The sequence below is a fragment of the Bacillus sp. Medicinal_06 genome (assembly GCF_056711665.1).
In genome coordinates this window covers 306,517-331,071 of sequence record NZ_JBWYHD010000006.1, presented here as the reverse complement: position 1 = coordinate 331,071, position 24,555 = coordinate 306,517, and the positions used below count along the sequence as shown (strand labels likewise).

Below are 24,555 nucleotides of genomic sequence, written 5' to 3'. Positions count from 1 at the left end.
CTTCCTTTGTGTTTGAGATGGGGGAAATATGTACTGCTCCCAAACACCTCTTTACTTGATTGATCACATGTACCTAACTTAAATATAGAAGAAGCCCCCTTTGCTAAGACGGTAGCAAAGGGGGCTATTATTATTTTTCCTTTAGGAATGTTCGATCCTTTAAGAATAAATTCCAGAAGAAAATAAAGCCTGGAAGTAAGATGGCGATGCCGATTGCATAGAGGATGAGCAGCGCATAGAATGTTTCTTTCGTTGTAAAGCTTGTAAATACAGTAACATCCGGGTAAATGATATATGGTAAATGCGCGACGCCATAAGCGTAGCTTGCAAATGCATACTGTGCAACAACTGCTAAAACAGCGATGCGCGGCCAGCCAAGTGAATCGTATTTTTTATTTGTCCACCAAAGGGAAGAATACCCGATTACAAATAAAATAATGGAGACTGTGAACCAAGGGAACTGTTTAATTAATCCTTGCATGAGCCAATGTGTTTCTGGATCCATTACAACAAGGGCGATGATGGCCGTAACGAGTGTTGCTGGACCAAGTATGATGGCATTTCGTCTGTAAACACGGTAGGTATCCTCTGAACGCTGTTCTCTCGCAAAGTCAGCTAAAAAAAGAGAGGACAGAAATAACTCAGAAGTTAATCCGAATAACATATACCAATAAATTACTGGACTCGATAAAAGTTTCCCATATAATAGAACTTCTTTTCCGCCAGAGGTCGTAATATAAGCACCTTCTGTAACAGGTAAAACTGTAATTAATAAGGCCGGAATTAAGAGGCCTGTAATACCAGAAATAGAGCGAAGAACATGTTCATATTTGGGTACAGAATAAGCAAACACCATGAATGTACTGCGAATGGCAACGAGAACTAAAATTAATGTTACCGGCACAAACATGACTGTTGCGAGTGTAAAAGCTGCTTTTGGAAAGAAGCCAAGGAATGCAACAACGACAAAGACGAGAAATGTATTTGTTACTTCCCATGTTGGCGATAAATACCGATTGGCAAGTTTTCCAGCTAGCGTCGAGTGCTTCGCGTATGCCATACCCCAAAATCCAGCCCCAAAATCAATGGAGCCTAAAATGCTGTATACGAAGATAATGGCCCATAAGATAATAATCGCAATACTTGCCTCATGCACGAGGATCTCCTCCTTGCTGCACTAAATCATTTTTTAGCGGATGTCTTTTAAAGAACGTCCGCAGCACGAAAATTGTTAACGCGCCAAGTCCGATATACAAAATGATAAATAAAATGAATAAAGGTCCAACAAAGTCAGCACGTGTTGCAGCATCAACTGTACGTTGCATACCATAAATGGTCCAAGGCTGACGTCCACTACAACTGAAAATCCAACCGAATTCAATACCGAGTATCATAATCGGCCCGCATGCAGCAGTTGCCCATAGCAGCCACTTCGGTAACTTTGCTTCTTTTTTTCGATAGATAAAATACCAATATAAAAGGGCAATGGTTGCTACAGCAAAGGTGAATACGGCTGTACCAACCATTAAGTTGAACAGTGTATGTGTATAAAACGGTGGCCATGTTTCTCTTGGGAATTCATTAAGCCCTTTTACAACGGTATTAGGGTCTAAACCAACGAGTAAGCTGAGCATATTCGGAATTTCGAGTGCATAGTTTAGCTCAAGATTTTCAGGATCAACAACTCCACCAATGGATAGGGGAGCATGTGATGTCGTTTGAAATAAAGCTTCAGCTGATGCGAGTTTTTCAGGAGAATGCTCATGTAAGGCGATGGCTGATTCATGTCCAGAAAGCCACATAGTTGCGCCTGTAATAAAGGTAACAACAAGTCCTAAAAATAGTCCTTTTTTATGATAAGCAATCTCCCTTGCGCTCACATTTCGTTTTAATAATTTAAATCCAGCGATAGAAGCAATGACGGCTGCTCCGGTTGCATAAGCTGTAATGACGACGTGAAAAGAGCTTGTGAAAAAGCTGGGATTAAAGAATGCTTTCCACGGGTCAACGTTAAAAACAGAGCCATCGGGATTCATAGAAAAGCCTGCTGGTGTATTCATCCATGTATTTGCTGAAGTAATTAACACGGCGGATGCAGTTGCACCAAGCATGACAAAAAAAAGTGAGATTAATCTCATGAACGGTGGCAATTTATCTGCTGCGTATACGTAAATAGACATAAACAAAGCTTCTAAGAAGAATGCGAAAATCTCAATCTGAAACGGAACAGAAATCACTTGTCCGACAATTTTGGCGAATCCAGGCCAAAGAAGTGAAATTTGTACACCGACGATTGTTCCAGTAGGAATTGCCACACCAAGAAGGATGGCAAAAGCCTTTGTCCACCTTTTTGCCATAACAGCGTAATCTGAATCCTTCTTCCAGTGATATAATACTTCGCTTATAAAAATCATCAAAGATAGTCCGATTCCAAGGGTTGCAAAAATGATATGGAATGCTAGTGATGACCCAAAGAAAGCCCGTGACAATGTAACAGTATCCATAACTCTACTCCTCTTCATTTTTGCCATTATTTTCTGATTGAACTGGAAAATTTATTCAAAAAAATGCCAAATATATATATGTATTTTAAAAACTTAATATGATATTATGATTTTGGAATATTCAGGAAAAATAACGAAAGAAAGGTGGAAATATTTCATTTGTGTTTTAGAACAAAATCTTTTATAATGCTTATGCGAACGTTAGTTCTATTAAGGGAATTTCATTTGTAGAGGGACAAGCTGAAAGTCCACGGGAAACGGAGGGGATGTTTGTATGTATCCTGAAGTCATTAGAAAAATGGCGTTTTCGAAAGAGCATAAAGATTTGTTATTAAAGTTATACAATAAAGAAATTACACGGCGTGAATATGATCATCTTGTACAATCACTGTACCGCCCCACAAAAGAGGCTAATTAACATGTGCAAAGGATAGAAAATGAGGGACAATCTAAAGGATTGTCTTTTTTTATGTTTCTGTATGTTCTATCTAGATTACGGTTAGTCTTATTATAGAGGTGAGGAAATGTGCGGAAGCGTTTGTATATAGGGATTGCGTGTACTTTATTTATCGTGTTAGGTGGAATTGTTTTTTGGACTGCACTACAAGGCAATCGGACAGAACATTTTATTATGAGACATATGATGAACGAGAATGAGACGCTCGCAACATATCGAATAGCTGATTCGAAAGTAGGAACGAATGAGGCAATTGGACGTGAAGCGTTATCAGAATCAGCAGGGTTATGGCTACAATATACGCTTGATATAGACAATCAATCATTGTTTGATGAACAAGTAAAGGTGATCCAAAATTATTTTGTACATCCCGCTTATATTGTTTTATGGAAGATTTCTGAAACAGGGGACAGACAGGCAGCTACGAATGCTCTTATTGATGACCTTCGTATTATCGAACAGCTATATCGTGCCTATGATATGTATAAAGAAGAGCGGTATAAATATTTTGCGGATCAATTGAGTGATGCTGTACTTCGTTATAATAAGAAAGGAAAAAACTATGTTGATTATTATGATGCAGATAATGGAATGCAAAACAACATATTAACGACGTCTTACATAAATCCAAGGGCATTCTCTTATATGAAAAAGTACGGAAAAATTTCAGAAGCGCAGTATCAGGGAGTGATTCAATTTTTAGCGGATTATCCAAGGCAGGGCTGGGCATTTCCGAAAGAATATAAAGAAGATGGCACGTTCACATATGAAAAACAGGTGAATGTAATTGATCAATCGTATGTTGCTTATCATCGTAGTTTAGGAGGAATTTCTTCAGAAGCATATTTAGATTTTATTAAAAAGGCATTCCGCAAAGATGGAAAGCTATATGGTCGCTATAATTTAGAAACAGGGAAACCAGTAGTAGATTTTGAATCACCAGCAGCATATGGGCTAACGATTCTATATGTGTTACAAACGGGAGATATAAAATTTGCTAAGGAATTGTACGAGCGCATGAGTGAATTTCGGAATGACAATGTATTCAGCAGATTTTATGGTGGATATGTAACTGGGAAAGAGAACAATACACATATTTTTGATAATGTATTGCCGTTGTTAGCTGAGACAAAATTGAAAATGGATAAGCGATAAAGTGAAACTTTAATCAGCCCTCACCAATCGGGTCTTTACGGGCAGTAATACTCCCACCTAACTTTTTTGCTCCCGCCGAATTTTGAGGTGAGAGTATTACTGCCCTAAAGTAGCGGGATAAAACTATAGTGGGAAGATTAGAGTGATTACGTTCAAGAAAAGAGAAATCTGTATGCTATATGATAATCTGTTTGTCGAAGTAAGTTGAAACAAAGGAACAAGGTGGTAAGAAAGAATCTTATCAAAGATCGGGAGAGTTAATCAAAGTAATGATTGATGAGCAACATGAAGAAGTTGGAAGTAGAAAACAACAAAAGCGGCTGGGTAATTCTTGCAATAGGACTTGTGGTTTTCAGGAAGAAACCAGCAAAAAACTAAGGTTATAGAGAAATATAGTGATATAATGTGAAAAGAGGAAGAGTAAATGCTTCCTCTTTTTCGACATTTTAGCATATTTAAAGAGGTATTTTATGAAGCGTAATATCATTTTTGGATGTATTTTTTTAGTAGGCCTTAGTATTTTTTTATACCCGACTGTAAGTAATTGGCTCGCGACAAGAGCGCACTATTCTCAAGTTAGCACGTATGATAAAAAAGTAATGGCGCTTAAGAAGGAAGAGATTGAACGCCGAGAAAGAGAAGCAAAGGAATATAATGAAAAGCTTCAAAAAGAGAATCAAACCGTTACAGATCCGTTTAGTGAAAATAAAAATGATGATTCAAGGTCATATGTAGATGTTTTAAATTTAGGAGAAGTAATGGGGTATGTTGAGATACCCAAAATTGATGTGAAGCTTCCGATTTATCATGGAACCTCAGAAGCGGTTTTAAGCCGAGGGATCGGTCATATAGAAAAATCATCTTTACCTGTTGGGGGAGAAGGAACGCATACGATTTTAACAGGTCATCGCGGATTACCTTCTGCCGTTTTGTTTACGGATTTGGATAAGCTAAAAGAGTCCGATGTTTTTTATATACATGCATTGGATAAAGTTCTTGCTTATAAAATTGATCAAGTTAAAGTTGTGCTACCAAATGAAATAGATGATTTAGCAATTGTGAAAGAGCAAGATTATGCCACCTTAATTACATGTACGCCGTACGGGGTGAATACACATAGGCTATTAATTAGAGGGCACCGCGTTCCTTATGATGAGAAGGAAAAGAAAAAAGAAGAGAGTGCTAAGCCGTTTATGATAGATAAAAGGATGGCAGCAGCTTCTGCAGTGATTGCAAGTGGGGTTTTATTTGCTATTTATAAGAGAAGAAAGAAAAAGAAGCAAGCTTCTGAATAGAGAGAAGCTTGCTTCTTTTATTTTTTACTTCTTAATAATGGTAACAACGGAATAAGCGTTGGCCATTTTAAGAAAGGCGCGGGAGAAGGACCTGCAATCCATGTATGGAGTGGAATCGTGCTACATATAACCATTATGATGATAGAGAATATTGCTGTTAGAAGAAATAGCAATAGACTATATACAATTGTATTGGCTTGTATTGTAAATAGAGATAATAATTTCGTAATTAGTTGTAAAAAGAAAAAATGTGCTAAATAGGCTCCGTACGTATAGCTTCCGATAAAACGTAATGTTTTATATAACGCTCCTCGTCGCTGAACAATCATGATTGATAGTGCGTATAGTATTAAAATTTCACATACAATGTACAAAAACATGGATGGCTTTAAATAAGTAGATACAGTAAGGTGAATGGAATCTACACCATAAAAGCTAAATAGTTCATAGTTGATGAATAGGAAGAGAATAAAAAATAAGATTGTTATAAGTGGCATATGCTTCATGACGAATAAACGCCAAGCTGGCAGTGCTACCGCTGCAATTCCTCCCATGACAAAGTAGAATGAATAGAATAGGAATGAACGATCTGTATAATGTAAAATAGCTGAGCTTGTTAGTCGTTCTCCGTTGAAAATATAGTGAGAAGAATACCACATTAACAGAAAATATATGATAGAAAAAGCAGTCATATATTTGTAGATGTCATGCTGATTATGTGTTCGTTTTTGAAACCAATAAAATAAAGTACATAGCAAGGGGAACAGCAAGTGAATTTGAAACATCATAATGACATACCAAAGGTGAAGTGCAGCTGTTCCAAGCAATAGGTTTTTTATTCCGCTTTGCACGGTAACGGACTCCGTTGTTGTAAATAAGTAAATGATAGACCAGAATAAGTAAGGTGCAAGTAGATGTGCCGTTTTTTCGTATATGTATTCTTTATATACCAGTTGTTTTGTATACTGCCGAATTAAATGAAATCCAACGATAAAGATGAATGCTGGCGCTGAAAATTTTGCGAGGTTGAATAGCATTCCAATAATGAGAGATTGTTCGAGTAGAGTATTTCCTTGGTTCATTGTATATAGTAAAGAACTTTGTAAAACAACAGCAAGAAACGCAATGCTTTGCAATACTTTAAATTCTGGGGCATTTTGTGTCATGATCTCCATCTCCTTTTCCATACATGATTATAGTACGAAGGAGAGGGAAGGATTGTGGAAACTTTGTGAAAGTTGTAACAAATTTGTGACGGAGGATGTTGAAGAAGATGGATTAGTGAGATAGATTAGTGAGATGGATTAGTGAGATGGATTAGTGAGATGGATTAGTGAGATGGAGAATTAGTAAATGAAATTATATCGGCGTTTCGACAAAGGATATCGACCTTCCGACAAACAACGAAAAAAACAGGGGCTTGTCTGAATGAACTGCCCCTGTTTTTTCTTATTATTTATTATGCAAATTTACTTTTAACCCAGTTCTTACCTTCAACAAGGCGAGCTGTCATTACGGCACAAGCGTTATCTGCTGTTACGTTTAACATCGTTGCTGGCGGGTCAATGATTGTACTAATAGCTGCGATAATTGGTAATGCTTCTGGTGGGAAGCCATATAGAGAAACGATTAACATTTCACCAATCATACCGCCGCCAGGAATTGCGCCCATCACCGTTCCAACTAATAGAGAAACAACAAGAGCGATTGCTAATGTTTTTGGACTTGAGAATTCCATATTGAAAATCCCGAATAGGAAAGCAATTTTTAAAACGCCACCTAAAACAGATCCGTCTTTATGAAGTGTAGAACCAAGAAGGACAACTGTTTCACGAACGTCAGAAGAGATGCCCATTTTTTTCGTTGCTTCTAAGTTTGCTGGAATACTTGCGGCACTACTACAAGTTGCAAGTGATGTAACTGTAGGAGAGACCATGTTTTTCCAAAAGATTTGTACACCTTGTTTGCGTCCTGCAAGGTACGCATAGAATGTAAAGAAGACAAAGAAATATACAAGAGAAGCTGGATAGTATACCATTGCTGCTCTGAAATATGTTCCAAGAAGCTGTGGTCCAAATTCCCCAACTAAGGCTGCGAAGTAAGCAGCTAATCCAATTGGAGCATAGTACATAATGAAAGAAACAACTTTCATTGAAATTTCTGCACCAGATTGTAAGAAAGTAGCGAATGGTTTTCCTTTTTCGCCAACTGCTGAAGTTGCGATTCCCATTAAAATAGAGAAGAAAATAAGAGCTAGCATATTTTCACGAGATAGTAACTTCGAGAAATCTGATACTGTAAGGATGCCAACTATTTGATCAGCAACGCTAATGCTTTTTTCAGCCTTATCAGGTTGTGTTAACTCTAATACAACACCTTGTGCGGGCGGGAATACTTTCACGACAATAATCATAAAAATTGCAGCAATAATACTTGTAAATAAGAAAGTTCCTGCCATACTAGACATAATTTTTCCGAAACGTTTTAATCCATCCATATTGGCAATAGATGAAGCAATGCTAAAGAACACAAGAGGTACAACAATCGTAAACATTAAGTTTAAGAAAATGTCACCAAGCGGTTTTAAAGCAACTGCATCGGTACCCATGAAATAACCAATGAAACCACCAATTAGGATGGAAGATAATAAAATAATTGGAAAGCGATAAGCCTTCATCATGTATCTCCTCCTATCTATATAAATCCAAATTAAAAAACGAACATCAAACCATTCTTTTTAGATGGGAGAGTGCATCCGGCCGTGCATAGAAGCGGTCAGTGCCTTTTTTAGCCACATGCCAAGTGAGAACAAAAGGAGAAAACAAGTGGAGATCTTCTTTTGTTTTCATAGCCGCAACTTAGGTGCTTGAAAATCAAAATGAATATATATGTTGGAAAATCAAGTTGGATTTATATAATGTAAAAAATCATACTGAATTATTATAGCGATTTGTGGGGCAGTTTACTAGGAAAATACGGATAGATGGAATAGCGTGAAAACGGAGAAATTTTTGTTTTTATGTGTGGTATACGGTATGAAATCTAAACATATGTATTTGTAATCTAGTAGATACCTAGGTTCATTCCATAAGGAAGGGAAGTGCAATGAATATTTTGCTGCGTGGCGGGAATGTCTACGAGTTTACTTGTAACGAAAATGGAAAAGACCGAAGGTGTTAGGGTATCCAGTTAGTGCAACATCTAATATAATGTCTTTAATAGCTACTTTTGGAATCGCTTACAGATTAGGAGAACAATATAAGTAGACGCATTAGCAGCGGTTATTATTGTCCGTGTACTTTGGGCATGCGGAATTCATGGGGCTGCAATTGTAGGCGGTGTTATGAGCCCGGTTTGGTTATCACTTATGGATCAAAACCGTATTGCTTTTCAGGCGGGAAAAGATATACCTAATACGATAACAGAGCAATTCTTCGATTTATGGATCTATACCGGTGGCTCTGGCGCTACGCTTGCGCTCGTTGTAGCGATGCTATTATTTGCACGGAGTCAGCAATTAAAAAGTTTAAGCCGGTTATCAATTGAGCCAGGTATTTTTAATATTAATGAAATGGTCACGTTTGGAATGCCGATTGTACAGAATCCACTTTTGCTCATTCCATTTATACTTGTTCCAGTCGTTATGACATTTGTTTCTTATTTCGCAATGGAATGGGGGCTTGTTGCTCGGCCAAGCGGTGCGGCAGTACCGTGGACAACGCCAACTCTTTTTAGTGGATATTTTAGATCAGGTGGGAAAGTTTCAGGTGTTGCCTTGCAAATTGTTAACTTTATACTTGCATTCTTGATTTATTACCGTTCTTGAAAATGTGGGATAAACAAAAAGTAGCCGAAGTAAAAGGGGGAGTAGGGAATTAAGATGGATATATTAGAGACGCAAGCTTTTCATTTAATTTTACATGGGGGAAATGCGAGAAGCAGTGCGATGGAGGCCATTGATTATGCAAAGCGCGGAGAATTTCAAGAAGCGGAGGCAAAATTACAAGAGGCCTTGCAAGAACTGCAAGAGGCACATCGTTTACAAACAGATTTAATACAGAGGGAAGCTGGCGGGGAAAAAACAGAGATTACACTGCTCATGGTTCATGCGCAAGATCATTTAATGAATGCGATTACGGTAAAGGAATTAGCGAGTGAATTTGTAGCGTTATATAAAAAAATGTCAGCGAAAGAATGAGACCTTGCGTATGCAAGGTTTTTTATGTTTCAAAAAGAGTCAGTTATGACAAAAACAACACTACTTATGCACCAATCCATTTATTTTTTTGAAATATATGTAAAAATAAAGGTGTAAGGGAGGTGGGAGGCAGTGAAAATTCACCTTGAATTAAATCCATCACAAGATGAAATAGAGATTATTGTTAAAGCAAAAGAAGTGACAGATGAAGTTCAGCATCTTTTAAAAAGGATAGAAGGGGGGAATGTGAAGCAGATTGTTGGAATGTCGAAGCAGCAATATTATTTGTTAGAGCTAAAAGATATTTATTGGTTTTATGCAGAGGATCGAAAGGTAATGGCGCAAACGACGAAAGGAATTCTTGAAGTGAAATCACGTTTGTATGAGTTAGAAACAAAGTTACAGGGTGATCGCTTTGTACGATTTTCAAAGTCGATACTTGCTAACCTGCAGCATGTAACAAGCTTTGAAATGTCTTTTAGCGGCAGTATGTGTGCCCACTTTTCAAATGGGATGAAAGAATACGTTTCAAGAAAATATGTACCGCGTATTAAAGAAGCTTTAAATATAGGAGGAGGTTAGGGAAATGGTTACATTGTTTGATAGAATAGGTGCCAAAGTGATCGCAGGAATGGCGATGGCGATGATATATAGTTTATTGTTTTTAGGAATTGGTTATACAAATGGAATGGATGTATTACAGACAAAGACATTGCTTACTCACCTTGTGGCATCAAATATTGTGGGGATGATTTTCTCATTTGCCTCCTTTGTGTTTGAGAGAGAAGAGTGGAGCATTTTAAGACAAACAATCATTCACTTTATCATCTTACTAGGAACATTCTTACCGATTGCAATTTGGATTGGATGGGTTCCAAATCATCTCGTTCCGATTCTTATTTGCATAAGTAGCTTTATCGTTATTTACTTCATTATATGGTTTACGATGACAATATATTGGAAGAAAAAAATTGAGGGATTAAATAAGCAGTTGAAATAGAGGGATCGAAGCGAAGTGAGCAGTTTAGTGAAAAAAAGAGAGCAGGAACGTCTTTATGTATGGATGCCTACCTACCATCAGTGTTACTTCACTGATGGTATTATTATGATTCAAAGAAATTCCTCTTCATCGTTCATTCATATTAGCTATTTCCCTTATATCACGAACAAATTTGTTTTTTTATGGATTTTTCATGTGGAAAAATAAAATTTATTTATAAAAATATTTTTTTGTTTTTACACACAACTAGACAACTAAACACTAATCTATTTTCATACAGATATGTGTTACGAGCGTGTTGTTTTATAACACACAATACATATTTTGGGTAACACACTCTTTGAAAGCGGTAACACACAATAGAAACACAGAAAAAAGCGTTAATTTTAGGCGGTTTAAAAAGTTGGCACGCTAATTGCATTAATAAAAGGCGTAAAGAAAAATAAATAACAAAAATAGTTTACATGCATAGGGGGACTTATTAATGAATATTTTACTTTGTTGTTCAGCAGGAATGTCTACAAGTTTACTAGTTACAAAAATGGAAGCAGCTGCAAAGGCTCGCGGGTTAGAAGGAAAGATTTGGGCTGTATCTGGGGATGCAGTGAAAAACAACATTGATGAAGCAGATGTATTATTACTAGGACCACAAGTTCGTTACATGCTTTCTTCTTTGAAAACGCTTGCGGATGAGAAAAATGTTGGAATCGATGTTATTAATCCAATGCACTACGGCATGATGAATGGAGAAGCAGTTTTAGATCACGCATTAACACTTAAAAAATAATTAGGGAGGGAAAGAAAATGCAAAAGTTTATTGCATTTATGGAAAAATATATTGTTCCAGTCGCTGGTAAAATCGGGTCACAACGTCATTTAGCTGCGATTCGTGATGGCTTTATTGCAGTTATGCCACTTATTTTAGTTGGTGCACTGGCATCACTAATTAATGGTTTTCCATCTGAAGCTTTCCAAGATTTCATGAAAGGTTTGTTTGGTGAAACGTGGAAACAAGTTGGCGGTGGAATGTGGACTGGTTCTTTCGCAATTCTAGCACTAATCATAGCATTTACAACAAGTTATAATTTAGCAAAATCTTACGGCGTTGATGGTTTGTCAGCAGGTATTATTTCATTTGGTGCGTTAATTATTCTTACGCCAACAACACCGAAAGAAGGCGGATTGAACTTAGCTTGGACAGGTGCACAAGGGTTATTCGTAGCAATTATCGTGGCACTCCTTGTTACTGAAGTATTCCGTTTCTTTGTACAAAGAGAAATTACCTTTAAAATGCCCGATGGAGTACCACCGGCAGTTTTAAGATCTTTCGCAGCTTTAGTTCCTGCATTTGTTATCTTAACAGCAGTTGCAGGTATTCAATTAGCGGTGAAATTAGCTGGTACAAGTGTTCATGAGTTTATCTTTAATACGATTCAACTACCATTGCAAAGTTTAGCAGGGACATTACCAAGTGCAATTGTCATTGTATTCCTTGTTCATCTTCTTTGGTTCTTCGGTTTACATGGTCCAAATATCGTTGGTGGTATTATTGAGCCATTATACTTACCGGCATTAGAGAAAAATATTAATTTATTCAAAGGTGGCACATCTGCATTTGATGTTCCAAACATTGTTACAAAACCATTCTTTGATACTTTCGTATATCTTGGTGGTTCTGGTGCAACATTAGCGTTCTTAGTAGTGGTATTACTTGTAGCAAAAAGTGCACAATTACGCGGTGTATCTCGCTTATCAATTGGACCAGGTGCATTCAATATTAACGAACCAGCAATCTTTGGTACACCAATTATTTTAAATCCAATTTTATTCTTACCGTTTATCCTAACACCAATTGTATTAGTAATTACTTCTTATACAGCTATATCTATTGGCTGGGTACCAAAAACAGTTGTGATGATTCCATGGGCAACACCACCAATCATTAGTGGTTATCTTGTAACAGGTGGACATATTTCAGGTGCAATTCTACAGTTATTCAACTTTGTAATTGCAATGGTCATTTACTATCCATTCGTTGTATTATGTGACCGTTCTATCGTTAAAACTGAAAAAGCTGCAGCACAAGGAAATAATCAATCTGTACCTATGTAATATATGATTGTTCTCACGGGTGAAAAGATCCCGTGAGAACAATAACTTTATATCTTGTTCAGAAAGATGGCATACATCTAGAAGAACACCAAAACCAATTTAAGAAAATAATATTTTTATAGACACGTTCAAACTGAAGAGGTATTTCAGGTCGGTTGAACTATATAGAGAGGGCGGTAATTATGATGACTACAGCAGAACAAATTCCATTCCAATTAATTTTACACAGCGGTAACGCAAGAAGCTACGCGATGGAAGCTTTGCAATATGCAAAACAGGGGAAATTAGAAGAAGCAGATGAAGCGATGACAAAAGCGAAAGAAGCGATTAATGAAGCACATCATTTCCAAACAGAGCTCATACAATCAGAAGCAAGAGGAGAAAAAACAGAAATTAGTGTTCTTTTAATTCATGCACAAGACCATTTAATGAATTCAATGACTGTGAAAGAATTAGCAGCGGAATTTATCGATCTTTATAAAAAGCTTGATGCGAAAGGGGAATAAGGTATGAGCGGAATTAAAATTGCTACAATCGGCGGTGGATCTAGTTATACACCAGAGTTAATTGAAGGATTTATTAAGCGCTATGATGAACTACCAGTTCGTGAAATTTGGTTAGTAGATATTGAAGCTGGAAAAGAAAAGTTAGAAATTGTTGGTAACTTAGCAAAACGTATGGTCAAAAAAGCTGGTTTACCAATTGATATTCATTTAACACTTGATCGTCGCGCGGCACTTAAGGATGCTGAATTTGTAACAACACAGCTTCGCGTTGGTTTATTAGAGGCACGCGCGAAAGATGAAGCAATTCCATTAAAATATGATGTGATTGGTCAGGAAACGAATGGTCCTGGTGGTTTATTCAAGGCATTGAGAACGATTCCTGTTATTTTGGATATTTGTAAAGACATGGAGGAGCTTTGTCCGAACGCTTGGCTGATTAACTTTGCAAATCCAGCTGGTATGGTAACAGAGGCTGTACTTCGTTATACAAGTATCAAAAAAGTAGTGGGATTATGTAACGTTCCAATTGGTATTCGTATGGGACTTGCAAAGCTACTTGAAGTAGATGCAAGCCGTGTACATGTTGACTTTGCTGGTTTAAATCATATGGTCTACGGATTAGATGTGTATTTAGATGGAGTAAGTGTGATGGACCGTGTATTAGAACTTGTAACAGATCCAGAAAAGCAAATCACGATGGAAAACATCGCTGCGCTTGATTGGGAGCCAGATTTCATTCGCGGACTTCGTGCAATTCCATGTCCATATCATCGCTACTACTATAAAACACGTGAAATGCTAGAAGAAGAAAAACAAGCTTCTATTGAAAAAGGCACACGTGCAGAAGTGGTGAAACAATTAGAAGATGACTTATTTGAATTATACAAAGATCCGAATTTAGATATTAAGCCACCGCAATTAGAAAAACGCGGAGGAGCGTACTACAGTGATGCAGCATGTAGTTTAATTACGTCTATTTATAATAATAAAGGTGATATTCAACCTGTTAATACAAGAAACAACGGTACAATTGCAAGCTTGCCGCATGATTCGGCTGTTGAAGTAAACTGTATCATTACGAAGGATGGTCCAAAGCCGATTGCGGTAGGTGATTTACCGGTTCCTGTTCGCGGTTTAGTTCAGCAAATTAAATCATTTGAGCGTACGTCAATTGAAGCTGCTGTTACAGGTGATTATCATAAAGCGCTGCTTGCTATGACAATTAACCCACTTGTACCATCAGATAAAGTAGCAAAACAAATTTTAGATGAAATGTTGGAAGCGCATAAAGAATATCTTCCGCAGTTCTTCAAAAAGGTAGAGAAATAAAAAGCGGCGCTTATAAAGCCCGCTTTTTTCAATTTATATAAATATAAATTGAAAAAACAACATAAAACCTTTTTTAGGGGGAAGAGAGGATCCGCGATGCATAGAAGCGGCCAGTGCTTTTTTAGCCCCATGCCAAGTTAAAACAAAAAGAGAAAATGAGTGTAGGTCATATTTTGATTTTCATAGCAGCGGAGTATATGTTAGTAAATCAAGATGGATATATAGTAGGAGGGAAAATCATGATTCGATTAATTGTAAATGCAGATGATTTTGGACTTACAGAAGGTACCAATTACGGCATTATTGAAGGCCATGTAAATGGGATTGTGAATTCTACGACGATGATGATGAACATGCCAGGAACGGAGCATGCAGTACGCTTAGCGAAAGAATATAAGACATTAGGAGTAGGAGTGCATCTTGTCTTAACGGCGGGAAAACCTCTTCTTACAGAGGTTCCGTCTCTTGTAAGTGAAGATGGATTGTTTCATAAGCAAAGTGTAGTAAGAGAAGGAAACATAAACCCTGAAGAGGTTGAAAGAGAATGGACCGCTCAAATTGAAAAGTTTCTATCTTATGGATTAACACCAACGCATTTCGATAGCCATCATCATGTGCATGGTTTACAGATTTTGCACGATGTTTTGAAGCGATTGTCAGAAAAATATAATGTACCAATCCGTCGCTGTGCTGAAGAGAGGGCAGTGTGTCCATTTTCTGATGTGTTTTATAGTGACTTCTATAGCAATGGTGTGCAGGAAGATTATTTTATTAAATTAAAAGAGCGTGTGCAGGATGGAAAAATAGTAGAGGTAATGGCGCACCCTGCTTACATTGATCCAGAGCTTGTGAAGCGTTCTTCCTATGTAATGGATCGTGTGAAGGAACTACAGATTTTAACGGAAAGTGTTTTACCAGAAGGAATAGAACTTGTGAGATTTTAATGTATAGGAAGATTTAAAAAACTTTCTTTTTGGATGGAAGAGAGGATCTGCTCATGGATAGGGGCGGTCAGATCCTTTTCCTGCCTCATGCCAAGTTAAAATGAAAAGAGCAAGTGAGAGGGAATCTTTTTTTGGCTGTATAGCCGTGACTTGTGCGCTTGAAAATCAAAATGGATGTATATAGTACAAAAAGACGGTTTAGTAAAACCGTCTTTTTGTATGGCTAGATAATAGAAAGGATATAGCCGCTTAAAGCGCCAAGAACAACAACGATCCATGGTGGTGCTTTCCAAAATGCTAATAGGCAAAAGAGGAGAGAAGCGACGACAAAGTCAGCCGTACTTATGATGGAGCTTGTCCAAATTGGGTTGTAAAAAGCAGCTAGTAAAATACCAACAACAGCAGCATTAATACCAAGTAGTGCACCTTGTACATAAGACAAGCGTCTAACTTGATCCCAAAATGGCAGTACGCCAATGACAAGTAAGAATGCCGGGAGAAAAATAGCAATTGTCGCAAGAGTAGCTCCTAGTGTCCCGCCTAGTATAGTTCCTATATAAGAAGCGAATGTAAAGAGGGGACCTGGAACAGCTTGTGTTAAGCCGTATCCTGCTAGAAACTGCTCTTTTGTCATCATGCCATTTAATACAAATTCATTTTCAAGAAGAGGAAGAACGACGTGTCCTCCGCCAAATACAAGTGAGCCAGAGCGATAGAAACTATCAAACAGGGCAATCCAGTGCGAGAATGGTCGTAATATTGGTAGTAAGAATAATAAACTGAAAAATAGTAAGAGACATATGGTACCTGCTATACGCGAAACAGGAATATGCGTTTTGTTAACAGGTGGAATTTCATGTTTACGATATAAGAACCAGCCAATAAGGCCAGCGAGTAGAATGAGCGTAACTTGCGTCCAAGCACTTGGAAATAGTAATGCAAGTGCCGCTGTAGTAATGGCAATGGTTGCTCGGTTTCGGTCTGGTGTTAGTTTCTGCGCCATTCCCCATATTGCATGAGCGACAATCGCGACTGCTACAAGTTTTAATCCATGAATCCATCCAGCATTTTCTACATGGAATTGTTGGAGTAGTGAAGCGAAAAAGACAAGAACAAGAACGGATGGGAGTGTAAAGCCTGCCCAGGCAACGATAGCACCAAGGAATCCTCCGCGGGATAAACCGATGCCAATTCCAACTTGGCTACTTGCAGGACCGGGGAGAAATTGACAGAGTGCCACTAAATCGCCATAACTGCGTTCATCCATCCATTTTCTTTTTTTGACATATTCGTGATGGAAGTAACCAAGGTGAGCGACAGGCCCTCCAAAAGAAGTAAGTCCTAGTTTAAGTGATACGAGAAAAATTTCTACAATTGTTTTCAAGAGAACCTCCCAAAAAAATTTTTATTCTACATGCATTATACAAGGAGCACCTAGGCAAAAGGAATGGTTATGATGTAATGTTTTTGTAAAGATGTACACAGGGGAATTAGATATCTCATAAAAAGCACGCCTGAAAGAGTCATAATTGCTCGTGTCCCGGCAATAAATTAGTTAAAGAGATACCAGAGCTATTCGAGTTGAAATTCATATAAGGAGAAGGTTGCTAGTATGACAAAACATTTCGTTGCTAAGCTGAAAGGTGGTAATGAGTTACCTCCTGTAAAAACAAAGGCTTATGGGGTCGCAGAGCTTATTTTTAATGATACTTTTACAAAACTACATTATAGGGTCATATTGAAAAATATTGAAAAAATAACATCTTGTCAAATCCATTTAGGGAAAGGGAATCAGGATGGACCAGTGGTTTTATTCTTATATGGACCTGTAAAGCATGGAATTAGCGTGAATGAAGGAACGATAACAGGTGTGGTGTCTACGAAAGATTTAGAAGAAGGACCTTTGCAAGGGAAGACGTTTGAGAATCTTGTGCAGGCAATTGACGAAGTAAATGCATATGTAAATGTTCATACGAGGACATTTACAAAGGGAGAAATCCGTGGGAAGATAAAAGAATATAGCCGATCTATGAGCCGGTAAATAAACATGCCCGTGAATAGTAATATTCACGGGCATGTTTACTTTATTCTTTTTTTTCTGGTTGATTCTTTATGAAGAAGTCCATCACATAAAAAACTTCATCGTCTGGAATCTGCACGTCAAATGTGTTTTCAATTGGTTGCAATGCTTTTTTGACCTTCATATACATCCAGTATTCATCTTGTCTACGCGCTTCTTTGTCAGGATAAGGGAGTAGCTTTTCTCCTTTTTGAAGCCGGTCAACCATACAGCTCATATGCAAAATAACTCCCATTAAACTATCAGGGTTTAACTGCAAGGAGATGAGCTCTTGAATAGTATTTAATGCGTACCGGATTGTTTTGATCATGAGAGCCCCATCATTACGCTGCATTTGTTGCCCGAGAATATCAGCCATTTTTGCATATGTTTCTTCATACGTAATTAATTCTTGGATCGGCTGAATGGCTTTATAGTTTACGATGTCTTGGAAATGATATGTTAAACATGGTACCTGTACATCAAAGTTTGTGACAATACAAATCATATTGCGTTCTTTTTTTATATTTTCGATCATTTTTGTTAAATCTTTTTCATGAACGATACTAATTGGAATAATTTCTATTAAATTTTTATCGAATCGTAAATAGTTTTCAAGCATTTTTTGAATAGCTAGCGCGCTTCCTTCTCCTGTTAAACAAGCTGTTAAAATGACTGATTTCATTGGAGCGAGCGGCTTTTTCTTTTCTTCTTGTACGTTCAGGTAAAACGGTGTTAAGTTTTTCACCGTTTCATATAACGCGTCTAATGAGTAGCCAAGCTGCGCTTTTCTTGCTGCTTCTAATACGTGTGGTGTACTTGTCATAGAGAGAATACGTACAGGGATATGAAATTCCGTCTCCAGTATATCCCCGATATAAGCAAGTGAACCCATATCGACGAGTAAGAGAAGACCATTTATATGTTCTAGCGTTTTCATGTACACTTTTACTCGTTCTAAGAAATCTTTCGGTGATTCATGAAGCGGCATATCAATTCCTGTTACTTCATCAATACCGAGAAGTTCATTCGCAACATTTGCCATTTCTGTTGCGATACCATTGCCGTGAGCTAAAATCAATACTTTTACTTCTGTTTGGGAAGCAGGAATAGGATCGACGACGAAAAACATCGTTAAAAATCCAGCTTCATCAATTGGCATTGTGATTTGCAGTTCTTCTTCTAAAAGTTGAATACACTGCATAGCGACTGAGAAGGCTTCTTTATATTTCGTGCGAATTTGATTGAGTTGTGGGTGATGAATTTGTTTCCCGCTCTGCAGTCGTTGTAGAGTTGTCTGTACATGTAAACTTAAAGCAAGAAAGACTTTTTCATCGAATGTCTTAGATAAATGTTTTTCTGCTAGTTCAGCTATTTTTTCGCACACAGAAACAATATTACGATCGACAATTTTAAAGACGTTTTCATGATTTGTCTTTTTTGATATTTGATTAAAATAATGAACGAAAAAGCTTTGGATATCATTGTCTATTAATAACTCTAATTCTTCTTCTTCAATCCCGCGTGCCTGAAGTTCTTCATATTTGTGATCGATGTAATCATAAATGGAAGAACGTGTATCTTCTGTTTTATGTCTACTCCATCCTTCATCACTCGTAAATACAAATGTTTCGTTTGGCACTTGATACAAATGCCGGCTTTTTCTTTCGATAAATAAGCCTTCCTTCATGTACCATGGCAAATCAGTGCTAGAAACGCGTACGTAATCCCTTTTCTTTGTAACGAAGTCAGAATAGGCCTTTGCACAGGCAATTTGTACATCTGTTTTTAATTGTCCAATGTTATTTGGACATTGATAAAAGACGAATGCGCGCATTGCATTTGGGCTGACATGAATTTCTTTTCGCAGACGAATCGCTTCATTCGTAAAAAAGAGCTGCAATAAAGCAAAGCGTTCCTGATGTGTTCTCTCACGAAGTGGTGGGAGCGTTACGGTCATCGGAATTCGTCTTGTAAATGTTTTGAGTAAAAAAGAGTTCGGTTCTTCTGTTGTTGCAGTAATAATTAATACTTGTGCTCGGCGCTCGTTCTCTGTCTCTCCAAGGCGACGATACACACCGCGATCAATAAATGTGAATAGCATTTCCTGACCTTCTGGAGGAAGGCGGTGCACTTCATCCAAAAAGAGAATTCCTTCATGGGCTTTTTCGATTAATCCTTTTTGGTCACTTGCACCAGTGTAAGCACCCTTTTTGATCCCGAAAAGTTGTCCAAGCAGGAGCTGTGGATTATTTGCGTAATCTGCACAGTTAAAAACGATAAATGGTGCATCTTTTGGCAGCTGATTGACTTCAATCGCGTATTCATGCATTAAAGAAGCAAACATAGATTTCCCGACACCTGTTTCTCCAAGTAGTAATGTATGCATACCATTTGGAGGGTAGAGTACAGCAGCCTTTGCTTTTTCAATTGCAATTTTGAGGCTTGTGTTTCCTCTTGCAAAGGCATCGAGCGAAGTGTCATTTTGTGAAGGCGTTTCCATACGAGAGTTAGCTCCTAAATAGAAACGGACAGGGCGTGTTCCTGTTTTAGATAAACGACCATCTTTCACAAGTTTATTTAAATCGCTGCTTACATTTGCACGGTCTAGCTGTAGAAGTGTAGCGAGTTCAGATGCTGTTACACCTTCTGAGTAATTCCCCTTTTGCATTGCATTATAAATGAGGTCCATTCGTTTCATTTTCTTCACCTCGAAACTTCATCACTATTTCAAATTTTACACAAAAATGAGAAGTGTGGGAAGAGGAAAGTATAAACAGCCCTAGTATTATACTAAAGCTGTTACAATCTTGTGTCTTTCCAGAAGTTTACTTCTAAATGGGAAGAAGGATTATAAGGAAGAAGTGTATATCCTTTTGCTTTAAGATAGTCAATTACCTTTGGAAGAATTTTCACTGTGACACTAGAATCATGCATTAAAATAACTTCTACTTGTTCGTCGCTTTGGTTCATGACTCGCTCTAGTATAGCAGAAGGATTATGATAACTTTTCCAGTCATATGTATCGATTGTCCAATCCCACATTTTGTACCGAGCAGAAACAAGCGCATCGCGATAATTCTTTTTTAAATAAGGCATACTACCGTATGGAACGCGCACGAGGTGTGTATCCAAATTTGTGGTGCGGCGGACAATGGAACGGGTTTGTTCCATTTCGGCAATTAAAGCGATTGGATCACCAGTATATAAACGTTTCACGTCATGGGAAATGCTATGTAAGCCAATATAATGCCCTTCCTTAATTAAACGTTTCATTGTTTGTGGGTAATGTGAAGCCTTTCCACCAATTACAAAGAAGGTTGCTTTTCCTTGTTTTTGTTTTAAAATGTTTAAAATTTGTGATGTGTATTTATTCGGTCCATCATCAAATGTTAAGTATGCAATTTTTTGCGGAAGAGCCGCGTCCTGAATCATAGAGTCATGTATAAGTGGGGAGTTAGCGGCTGCTTCAGTATAAGATATCGAACATGTAGTAATACTTAGGAATATAATCATCCATTGAAACATTTGCTTTATCACAATACTCACCCTCAGTCTAACAGTGATGGAGAAGGAGTTAAGATTGTAGTCTCATTATCCTCTTTATATGTATATCTTTCTCCAATAGAAGAACTCTCAAACAAACTATATTTTGGAAATGAAAAATAGCACCCTTTCTTAAAAAAGAAAGAGTGCTATTTGAATATTTTTTGCTAAAAAAGGCTATACTACAGTTATTCTTCGCGTTTTTTCACTTTTTTATAGAAGGAAATAATTGGTTTGTAACGTTCGTGCACAAGACCGATTACTTCTGCTACGATTTCAGTGAAGAAGATTAAAGCGAATAGAAGAATAATGGATAACCATAACGTTGCACTAGAGAAAATAATCGCATTTACGCTAAAGAAAATACCGAATGCGTAAATGATTAGTACCGTCGTGCGATGAGAGAAGCCCATTGCTAATAGACGATGATGTAAGTGCGATTTATCTGGTGCAGAAATTGGTTTTTTATTCACAACTCGTCTAATAATCGCAAACAGTGTGTCGAATATAGGTACACCTAAAATAATAATGGGAACAAGGAAACTAAATAACGTTACGCTTTTGTATAATCCGAGTAACGAGATAACAGAAATACAATATCCTAAGAATAATGCTCCTGTATCCCCCATGAAAATCTTAGCTGGATGGAAGTTATAGAATAAAAATCCAAGTGTACTTGCAAGGGCAATGAGAGCAAGCGGTAGAATAATGACAGCGCCAGTACCAATCGGACTAGTAAAGGCCATATATGCTAACGTTGCAAGGACAATGGATGAAATTCCAGCAGATAGTCCATCTAATCCATCAATTAAGTTAATCGCATTTGTAATACCTACAATCCAGAATATTGTAATTGGATATGCAAGTATTCCCAGTTCAGTATCGCCTAAGAATGGAATATAAAGAACCTGTACTAATAATTGACTCTTTGCGATGAGTGCAGCAACTAGTAGTTGTCCACCGAATTTTACTTTTGCTGATAATTCATACATGTCATCTAAAATACCGATAATGACAATGATGACAGCACCTAAACTAATTGATAGCATTCTTTGTTCATACAATCCACTAACAAAGAATCCAACGGCTACACCAATAAAAATTGCCAGTCCACCTAGACGAGGCATGATTTTTTGGTGTACTTTACGTGCGTTTGGCTTATCAGTCGCTCCAATTCTAAATGCTAATTTAATGACTAAAGGAGTAACGACCAATACGGTAATGAAAGATGCCAAAATGGCATAAATCACTTGTGAGTCCATTAATACCCCACCTTTTATATTTTAACGTAGTTTTTTGATTATTTGTCTGAAAATTATGATGTTTGTTTGCAGGCTCATAACATATGGTATCACAAAAAGATTAGAATTCAATCTTTTTTTCTATTCACTGTAATTGGAAACAGATAAAATATATGACAAATTCATCCTAAACGTAATGTCGTGCAAGGAGGTTATAATATATTTTATCATTCACTTATATCGCAGGGTTTTGAAACTAAAGTACAGAATGATGACATATATAAGTCTGTTCCTAGTAGGGATGGTAGGATTTGACCAATTTTCTTTATTATAAGTGTTACACGTTAAAATACGTACGTTTCGCGTTAAAATATGGAAACGTTAAATGTGCCAGTAATAAAGTGGTTTGTAAAGAAACGTGTCTAAATGGAGAGCGTTATTTTACAAAATCTTAAAAAAGAATAGAGCAGACGTCTCATATAATAGGGAGTAAGAGCTCATATCATATTTCATTTCGCTTTGTCCCGCATTAACGGGCAGTAATACTCCCACCTCAAAATTCGACGAAAGCAAAGAAGGTAGGTGGGAGTATTACTGCCCGTAACAGCCCGATTGGTGAGGGCTGATTAAAGTTTCACTTTATATCAGAAAAAGAGTAACTGAAAGACATTGCCTTATATTCATTTTTAGAATGAAAGGAGGAAGCACAGGAGTGTTGTCATTCACAAAAAATGTACATTTCTTGTCTTGCTACTTTCATACAGTATTTTCACAAAATGTTAAGGGTCCTGTGCGGAAAATCTAATGAAAATTACGGTAATAGGTACCGGATATGTTGGATTAATTACTGGAGTGGGATTAGCGACATTGGGCCATGATGTTATTTGTTTTGATATAGACCAAGGGAAAATCGCACGAATGAAGCAAGGAGAAATGCCAATTTATGAACCTGGCCTAGAACAATTAGTAGATGCAGCGGTCCAAGAAAGGCGGCTAGTATTTACATCAAATCCAATAGAAGCATTTAAACATGTAGATTTCATATTTGTTGCAGTTGGCACACCGTCTTTAACGGATGGAACGGCAGACTTAACATATATTCGTAATAGTTGTTATGAAATTGGTATATATACAAATTCAGATGTGATCATAATTACAAAAAGTACGGTTCCGGTTGGTACGAACAATCAAATGAAAGAATGGATTCAAGAGAAGCTGCAAGGACGACATATTATACATATCGTATCCAATCCAGAGTTTTTGCGGGAAGGTTCTGGTATACATGACTTTTTCCATGGTGATCGAATCGTGATAGGGGCGGAGACAAAAGAAATTGCACAAAAGGTAAAGAAGTTATACAGTAAGCTGCTAATTGAAACGTTTGTTACAGATATCCGCAGTGCTGAAATGATTAAATATGCTTCAAATGCTTTTTTGGCTACGAAAATTAGTTTTATAAATGAAATTTCTAATATATGTGAGAAGGTAGGCGCAGATGTGTTAGAGGTAGCAGGTGGTATGGGAATGGATCAGCGAATTGGTTCTCAATTCTTACAAGCAGGTATTGGTTATGGTGGTTCATGTTTCCCAAAAGATACAAATGCTCTCGTCCAAATTGCAGGTAATGTTGCACATGATTTTCGGTTGTTAAAAGCAGTAATTGAAGTGAACAACAAACAACAAATGTTACTTGTTCGGAAAGCAAGAAGTGTAATGGATATGAGAGGCAAGCGGATTGCAGTGTTAGGGGTGGCTTTTAAGCCGAGTACAGATGATATTAGAGAGGCACCGTCTCTTCCCATTATAAAGGAGTTAATAGAGATGGGGGCAAACGTAATTGCATATGATCCACAAGCTATTTTGCATGTGCAGCAGTTGTTTGGAGATGAAATAAAATACACAACGGATCTAGATGAGGCAGTCACAGGGGCAGAAGCAGTGTTTATCGTAACTGATTGGGAATGCATACGTACGTATCCACTAGAAAGGTATGTGAAACTTATGCGTGAACCTATTTTAGTTGATGGGAGAAATTGTTATACTGGGGAGGATATTAAGAAACATAGAATGGATTACTATTCCATTGGAAGAAAGAGCGTTTGTAATAGAAGAGTTTCTACCGTCTATTAAGAAAGCTTTCTTTTGTCCTTTTGTGTTCTCATATATAATGGTGAGTGTAACAATACTATATAAATCCATATTGATTTGC

21 protein-coding genes and 1 pseudogene are annotated in these 24,555 nt (G+C 37.4%); 14 read left to right on the top strand and 8 right to left on the bottom strand.

Annotated elements, in window-relative coordinates; translation table 11 throughout:
* Positions 1 to 130: 130 nt before the first annotated feature.
* Together AC1M36_RS17020 and AC1M36_RS17015 are read right to left on the bottom strand one after the other, a co-directional pair.
* A complete protein-coding gene (locus AC1M36_RS17020; RefSeq protein WP_336451628.1) occupies positions 131 to 1,156 on the bottom strand; it encodes a cytochrome d ubiquinol oxidase subunit II in 1,026 nt (341 codons plus the stop codon).
* Entirely contained in the window at positions 1,149 to 2,504 is a 1,356-nt protein-coding gene (locus tag AC1M36_RS17015; protein ID WP_336451629.1) for a cytochrome ubiquinol oxidase subunit I, read from the bottom strand. The genes AC1M36_RS17020 and AC1M36_RS17015 overlap by 8 nt, the downstream gene beginning before the upstream one ends.
* Positions 2,505 to 2,778: 274 nt before the next feature.
* On the opposite strand from AC1M36_RS17015, the gene AC1M36_RS17010 reads away from it, so the two are divergent.
* The 3 genes from AC1M36_RS17010 to AC1M36_RS17000 all read left to right on the top strand — a co-directional run bounded on the left by AC1M36_RS17010 (position 2,779) and on the right by AC1M36_RS17000 (position 5,411).
* On the top strand, positions 2,779 to 2,922 hold the full coding sequence (locus tag AC1M36_RS17010; RefSeq protein ID WP_033664840.1) for a hypothetical protein: 144 nt from the start codon (positions 2,779 to 2,781) through the stop codon (positions 2,920 to 2,922).
* A gap of 108 nt (positions 2,923 to 3,030) precedes the next feature.
* Positions 3,031 to 4,116, top strand: a complete 1,086-nt coding sequence (locus tag AC1M36_RS17005) for a transcriptional regulator (RefSeq protein ID WP_336451630.1) — start codon at positions 3,031 to 3,033, stop codon at positions 4,114 to 4,116.
* A gap of 470 nt (positions 4,117 to 4,586) precedes the next feature.
* Complete coding sequence (locus AC1M36_RS17000; protein ID WP_336451631.1) at positions 4,587 to 5,411, top strand: class C sortase; 825 nt, start codon at positions 4,587 to 4,589, stop codon at positions 5,409 to 5,411.
* Between the two features lie 17 nt (positions 5,412 to 5,428).
* On the opposite strand, the gene AC1M36_RS16995 is transcribed toward AC1M36_RS17000, so the two are convergent.
* Entirely contained in the window at positions 5,429 to 6,577 is a 1,149-nt protein-coding gene (locus AC1M36_RS16995) for an acyltransferase (protein WP_336451632.1), read from the bottom strand.
* A gap of 293 nt (positions 6,578 to 6,870) precedes the next feature.
* On the bottom strand, positions 6,871 to 8,088 hold the full coding sequence (locus AC1M36_RS16990; protein ID WP_336451713.1) for a dicarboxylate/amino acid:cation symporter: 1,218 nt from the start codon (positions 8,086 to 8,088) through the stop codon (positions 6,871 to 6,873).
* Between the two features lie 591 nt (positions 8,089 to 8,679).
* On the opposite strand from AC1M36_RS16990, the pseudogene AC1M36_RS16985 reads away from it, so the two are divergent.
* From AC1M36_RS16985 to chbG, 9 genes and pseudogenes are all read left to right on the top strand, one after another.
* Positions 8,680 to 9,290, top strand: a pseudogene (locus tag AC1M36_RS16985) (PTS sugar transporter subunit IIC); the annotation flags it as partial.
* Position 9,291: 1 nt separating this feature from the next.
* Positions 9,292 to 9,609, top strand: a complete 318-nt coding sequence (locus AC1M36_RS16980) for a PTS lactose/cellobiose transporter subunit IIA (protein ID WP_336451633.1) — start codon at positions 9,292 to 9,294, stop codon at positions 9,607 to 9,609.
* A 132-nt stretch (positions 9,610 to 9,741) separates the two neighbouring features.
* Complete coding sequence (locus AC1M36_RS16975) at positions 9,742 to 10,191, top strand: LytTR family DNA-binding domain-containing protein (RefSeq protein WP_336451634.1); 450 nt, start codon at positions 9,742 to 9,744, stop codon at positions 10,189 to 10,191.
* A 4-nt stretch (positions 10,192 to 10,195) separates the two neighbouring features.
* Positions 10,196 to 10,609, top strand: a complete 414-nt coding sequence (locus tag AC1M36_RS16970) for a DUF3021 domain-containing protein (protein WP_336451635.1) — start codon at positions 10,196 to 10,198, stop codon at positions 10,607 to 10,609.
* A 484-nt stretch (positions 10,610 to 11,093) separates the two neighbouring features.
* Positions 11,094 to 11,396 (top strand): PTS sugar transporter subunit IIB, encoded by a 303-nt coding sequence (locus AC1M36_RS16965; protein WP_336451636.1) that lies wholly within the window; start codon positions 11,094 to 11,096, stop codon positions 11,394 to 11,396.
* Positions 11,397 to 11,413: 17 nt separating this feature from the next.
* Complete coding sequence (celB, locus tag AC1M36_RS16960) at positions 11,414 to 12,721, top strand: PTS cellobiose transporter subunit IIC (RefSeq protein WP_336451637.1); 1,308 nt, start codon at positions 11,414 to 11,416, stop codon at positions 12,719 to 12,721.
* A 182-nt stretch (positions 12,722 to 12,903) separates the two neighbouring features.
* On the top strand, positions 12,904 to 13,227 hold the full coding sequence (locus AC1M36_RS16955) for a PTS lactose/cellobiose transporter subunit IIA (protein ID WP_241818773.1): 324 nt from the start codon (positions 12,904 to 12,906) through the stop codon (positions 13,225 to 13,227).
* A gap of 3 nt (positions 13,228 to 13,230) precedes the next feature.
* Complete coding sequence (gene celF, locus AC1M36_RS16950) at positions 13,231 to 14,556, top strand: 6-phospho-beta-glucosidase (RefSeq protein WP_336451638.1); 1,326 nt, start codon at positions 13,231 to 13,233, stop codon at positions 14,554 to 14,556.
* 239 nt (positions 14,557 to 14,795) lie between these two features.
* Complete coding sequence (gene chbG / locus AC1M36_RS16945; protein WP_479846059.1) at positions 14,796 to 15,500, top strand: chitin disaccharide deacetylase; 705 nt, start codon at positions 14,796 to 14,798, stop codon at positions 15,498 to 15,500.
* 223 nt (positions 15,501 to 15,723) lie between these two features.
* On the opposite strand, the gene AC1M36_RS16940 is transcribed toward chbG, so the two are convergent.
* Positions 15,724 to 16,884 carry a chromate transporter gene (locus tag AC1M36_RS16940; RefSeq protein ID WP_336451640.1) on the bottom strand — a complete coding sequence of 387 codons (1,161 nt, stop codon included), beginning with the start codon at positions 16,882 to 16,884 and terminating at the stop codon, positions 15,724 to 15,726.
* 228 nt (positions 16,885 to 17,112) lie between these two features.
* On the opposite strand from AC1M36_RS16940, the gene AC1M36_RS16935 reads away from it, so the two are divergent.
* Complete coding sequence (locus AC1M36_RS16935; protein WP_336451641.1) at positions 17,113 to 17,541, top strand: CHRD domain-containing protein; 429 nt, start codon at positions 17,113 to 17,115, stop codon at positions 17,539 to 17,541.
* Between the two features lie 43 nt (positions 17,542 to 17,584).
* Here AC1M36_RS16935 and AC1M36_RS16930 read toward each other — a convergent pair whose 3' ends face one another.
* The 3 genes from AC1M36_RS16930 to AC1M36_RS16920 all read right to left on the bottom strand — a co-directional run bounded on the left by AC1M36_RS16930 (position 17,585) and on the right by AC1M36_RS16920 (position 22,367).
* Positions 17,585 to 20,260 (bottom strand): sigma-54-dependent transcriptional regulator, encoded by a 2,676-nt coding sequence (locus AC1M36_RS16930; RefSeq protein WP_479846058.1) that lies wholly within the window; start codon positions 20,258 to 20,260, stop codon positions 17,585 to 17,587.
* 101 nt (positions 20,261 to 20,361) lie between these two features.
* A complete protein-coding gene (locus AC1M36_RS16925; protein WP_479846057.1) occupies positions 20,362 to 21,099 on the bottom strand; it encodes a polysaccharide deacetylase family protein in 738 nt (245 codons plus the stop codon).
* Between the two features lie 194 nt (positions 21,100 to 21,293).
* On the bottom strand, positions 21,294 to 22,367 hold the full coding sequence (locus tag AC1M36_RS16920; RefSeq protein ID WP_336451644.1) for a glycosyltransferase family 4 protein: 1,074 nt from the start codon (positions 22,365 to 22,367) through the stop codon (positions 21,294 to 21,296).
* 783 nt (positions 22,368 to 23,150) lie between these two features.
* Here AC1M36_RS16920 and AC1M36_RS16915 point away from each other — a divergent pair.
* Positions 23,151 to 24,476, top strand: coding sequence for a UDP-glucose dehydrogenase family protein (locus tag AC1M36_RS16915; protein WP_336451645.1), 1,326 nt, complete (start codon positions 23,151 to 23,153; stop codon positions 24,474 to 24,476).
* Positions 24,477 to 24,555 lie beyond the last annotated feature (79 nt).